The organism is Candidatus Parvarchaeota archaeon, assembly GCA_016866895.1.
GTDB lineage: Archaea > Micrarchaeota > Micrarchaeia > Anstonellales > VGKX01 > VGKX01.
Window position 1 is genome coordinate 1 of the sequence record VGKX01000112.1, and the last position, 4220, is coordinate 4220.

Annotated in this window: 3 protein-coding genes; 2 read left to right on the forward strand and 1 reads right to left on the reverse strand. The window is 48.6% G+C overall.

The window, feature by feature from the left end:
• Positions 1 to 124: 124 nt before the first annotated feature.
• A complete protein-coding gene (locus tag FJZ26_04595) occupies positions 125 to 1282 on the forward strand; it encodes a hypothetical protein (protein MBM3229683.1) in 1158 nt (385 codons plus the stop codon).
• Positions 1283 to 1597: 315 nt separating this feature from the next.
• Complete coding sequence (locus FJZ26_04600) at positions 1598 to 2974, forward strand: hypothetical protein (GenBank protein ID MBM3229684.1); 1377 nt, start codon at positions 1598 to 1600, stop codon at positions 2972 to 2974.
• A 96-nt stretch (positions 2975 to 3070) separates the two neighbouring features.
• Here FJZ26_04600 and FJZ26_04605 read toward each other — a convergent pair whose 3' ends face one another.
• The gene (locus tag FJZ26_04605; protein MBM3229685.1) at positions 3071 to 4039 is read right to left on the reverse strand and encodes a hypothetical protein; all 969 of its coding nucleotides are present in this window, start codon (positions 4037 to 4039) and stop codon (positions 3071 to 3073) included.
• Positions 4040 to 4220: the final 181 nt, after the last annotated feature.

The following is a 4220-nucleotide window of genomic DNA, read 5'->3' on the forward strand; positions in this document are numbered from 1 at the left end:
CAATTTTATAAATCTGCCTGTGTCCAAATTTAAGTGCAGGGGTTGGAACAGACAACTTGCCGCAGTGGGTTTATGCAGGATGGCGGCTTTGGCGTCTGCCGACAGTTTTTAGGGGAAAACTAGGATGGAACTTCTTGTCAAGGATGGCGCGCTTGAAAAAATGCTGCCGGAGTTTTGGAGGGCTGCTGAATTTTTGCAGCAGCAGGCGCGCAAATGCAAAAAAGTCATTATTAGATACCACAATGACGCCGATGGAATATGCAGCGCTCTTTGCATCAGCCAGGCCCTGAAGCTTGTTGAGCAGGCCCAAAGACAGGGCACTGGAGAAGCCGGATTTGCAGTCAGCGCAAATGAAAGCAGGTCTGCCACTTATTTTGCCTTGGATGCGCAGGAGGATGCCCTAAGGGCATCTGACGCTGGCGCAAGGGCCCTTTTTGTCTTCGTTGATTTTGCGTCAAATCAGGAAAGCGCGAATGGTTTGCGCGAGCTGAGGCAGTCTGCCCCGGGGTGCTCCATGATGCTTGTGGACCATCACCCAGTTGATGCCAAGACACGGGGCCAGTACGACTTTGTTTTGACGCAGTTTGATTACGGCGCCAGCACCAACTACTCCGCAGGGGTGCTTTGCGCCCATTTGGCTGGAGCTTGCCTCAAGCTTTCTGAAAAAGGCCAAAAAGATTCAGGCTATCTCAAGCTTCTTTGCGATGTTTCCCTTGTTGCCGACAAAAGCACTCTTGTAAGGCACACAAAAAAGCTTGAGCAGATTGCACATGCCCTGGACTACGCGGCAATGCAGGGAAAGCAAAAATCCCTTGAGCAGTTCAAAAAAATTGTCTTTGGCGGCCCTGAGCTGGATGAGCTGATTGGGCTTGTCGGGCAGCAAGCCGGCCAGCTGCAGCAGGCTGCACAGGAGTTTTCACGGATGAAGAAAATTGGCAGATTCAAGGTGAGCCTCATACAGGTTGACAAGCTTGCCGGGAAATATCCCGGGCTTGGCAGGGCGAAGGCAGTTGATGGGATTTTCTGGCAGCAAAACAGGGGAAATGAAAGCGAGCCGCTTGTTGCAATAGGGCATGGGGACAGGCTTGTGACCTTCAGGGCAAACAAGGCTGCAATCGACGCTGGATTTGCAGCAACAAAAATTGTGGCACATATAGAACAAGATCTAAAAGGCGCACTTATGGCTGGTGGTGGGCACGATTCAGCTGCCTCACTTCGCCTGCACGCTGGCTTTGGCACACTTGTGTATGAAGAAGTCCTGAAGATGATTGAGAAAATTTAGGAAAATGCTTGCAGGACTGACAAGAGTCCTTGTGGCATGATTCGCAACATTTGGCTACCCACAAGCTTTAGCAGTGGGTTTCACGCCATGTGCATTTTGCTGCCGGCAAAATGCTGAATGCCACGTTGTGCCATTACTTTTGAAAGCTGCGCTTTCAAAATTTTGCAAATTTGCAGAATTTGCAAATTTCCCAGACATAACAAGTCTTGGGTATCAAAGGCATTTTCCAAATGAATAAAAAATGCACCTTTTTTTCACTTCGATAGTTATATAAACATGTTACATGTAATTATATAATCTAACACAAGTGATTCAATGAGTAGATTTAACTTTCTTGAGCGCCTACCGGTACCAAAGGCCATCAATAAGCCTCTTGAAATGAGGATACGCGTTGCGCTTAGGCAGGCCAAACCCACGCCGGAACATATAGCCGGGCTTGCAAAAAATATCTGCGAGCAGGAAATCCCTAAAGGCAACTTTGGCTCCAGGCTGACGGCTCTGTTTGATTTGACAGCGACGATTGACAAGCTGCGTATTGAAACCATCGGAGCAGGTGCGCCAAGTACTACTTTCAACGATATTACCACATATCTTATTCTGTATTTTCTTAGAGGGGTTGACATTGACCGTGCCACGTTTGACGGCCTGGACCAGCTAGGCCTGCAACTACGAGATGCGAACTGCTCGATAAAAATTATTAGCAGGTCGGACATGCTTTCTGTCTTTGCCGGAAACCTGTGCCAGGCCAGAATCTACGCTTCTTCACTTTCAATTGCGGACGGCAGCCAGCAGCTTGAGGCAATGCTTAAGCAGTTCCCTGACTTGGACTTGCTTTCAAGCCAACTGGTTACTGAAATGAACGAATTGCGCAAATTCGGGCTAAAGACATCGTATTTCCAGGATGGGATTATGAACCCAAGCGGGCATGTCTGGCTTTTTATGGATCCGCAGGACATCCCTACACTAAATCCGACGAGCGTTGCAGAATCGGAAATAAAGAACGGAACAGCTGCCCGCATATTCATGGCCCAACGCACATCAATCATTGGGAGTAAGTTGACAAAGATCGAGCAAGAGTTCAGACCTGATGGAAGCGAGCTCCAGAGATATATAGCATTCAACTTTACTACCGGTCTTAACATATCGCTTGGGAAGGACGGTGAACTTGACTGTTCAACGGGCATTGGCATATTGCCGCTTAGGGAGATTTTTGAGAAAGCAGGCAAGGAAACAGAATACTCTCTTTTCAGACTCAGTCAAATCATGAGGCTTTATGATTTGGTAGTGCCACTTTCAATCGTCTCAAAAACCCCTTCCCTGCCTGCAACAAGCATTGTTGGTGACTTGGTGCCAGCCATTGCCAGGGCAAAAAAAATCGCGACCCCGCAACTGCTTTTGCCAAGGGTAAAATTCCTGACCGAACAGCGCCCCTTGCTTGCAAGTGAGGGAGAGTTGGAAGTTGAGCAGGCTGCCAAAGAGACCGAAAAAAGAACTTGTCGAAGGGCAACCGAAGTCGCAGGGTTTGCCCGCAGGCTTCCAAAAAACTACAAGGTGTCGAAGCAGGCACAAAAGGAAGCAGAAAAAGCCCAAGTCCCTTTGGAAGAAGGCGAAACTTTTGTCAAAAAACACATAAGGGGAACTGGCGAGCTGCAGGTTCCAAAAGCTAAACGTAGATTAACTTCTGATCCATAGGCAGCTTATGTAGATAAAAAACAAAATAAGAATGATTTGAAACAGAGCATCTCTACACGGTAGATGTCTTGTCGTGCCTGATAACAAAACTGAAAATCAACTGGCCTTGGATTTTGCAACAGAATACGTCTGGTTTTGCTCAAACACTAGTATGTCACCGCCAGTGTCTGTCCTGTAAACAGAGACGTTTCGAAGCGCAAGGCGCTCAAGTGTTACTGGGGCAGGAAGCCCTTGGCCATTGTTGCCAACGCTGATTACAGCATATTTGGGTCTTGTTGATTCAAGCAGCTGGAATGAAGCCGTGTTCCCAGAGCCAGAATCGCCGACCCTTAGGATTTGGCAGCCCTTGGTTTTTTGGTCTGCAGCAAGGCGCGCCTCAACGCCGCCAAAAACCGTCCCGCCCTCGCTTCCGATAGCGCCACTAGCCTGGGCGTCTGACATGAGCAGCGCGCAAATCGGCCCTTTTTTGACAAGCAGGACAAGTGAATCCTTGGCATCGCTTGCGCCAAGCGCCTCGCCTTTTGGAGGATTGAGGACTAATATATCAAAGCCCGCGATTTTTTCGCTCCAGCCATAAGAGACGTCTTCAAGCGCCACCTTGTTTTTTGAAAGCTGTGCAAGAAGCTTTTTGTATTCCTGGCCGTCCGTGGCCCCATTAGTTATAACCCGCTTAATTCCAAAGCCCGGAGTCAGCTTGGAAAGCCCTGCGTAGTGCTTGTCGGTTGGCCTTGTGATTGCTACAAGCTCAAGCTCCTTGACCCCATATTTTGCAAGGGCGGCCCTCAGTGCCTTTGCATCAGGGTCAGGGCCTGCGTCAACAAGAATTGCTTTACCCTGGGACAAAAACAAGGTTGCCTCGCCGTTTCCAACATCAAGAAATGCGATTGTGGGAAGTTTCACAGGTTCGGATTGGGGAAGCGGAGGCAAGCTTGGAGCCTTGGGTGGAATCTGCGGCTGGCCTGCCTGTTTTCCAGGCGCCACATTGCCCTTTTCAGTCAAGTCTGGAATCGTACAGCCAAAAAAGAGCAAAGATGACAGGAAAAGCAAAAAAAGCGGAATTTTCAAAAGCGCCCCCTTGCTTGGCAATGGTTCATTGTGCCAAGCGCCCCGGTCAGATTTTGTGCATTTTTTGCCCTTTTCCATAGCATTCATATTCTATTGCTGCATTTATATCTTTTTGCTGGACGATTGTTGCAGCCCGGTTCAGATTGCATCAGATAAAACCCTAGCAAGTGATAAATACCTG

Coding starts and splice junctions, on each gene's coding strand:
- FJZ26_04600 (MBM3229684.1), top strand. CDS start 1,598: ATGAGTAGATTTAACTTTCTTGAGCGCCTACCGGTACCAAAGGCCATC.
- FJZ26_04595 (MBM3229683.1), top strand. CDS start 125: ATGGAACTTCTTGTCAAGGATGGCGCGCTTGAAAAAATGCTGCCGGAG.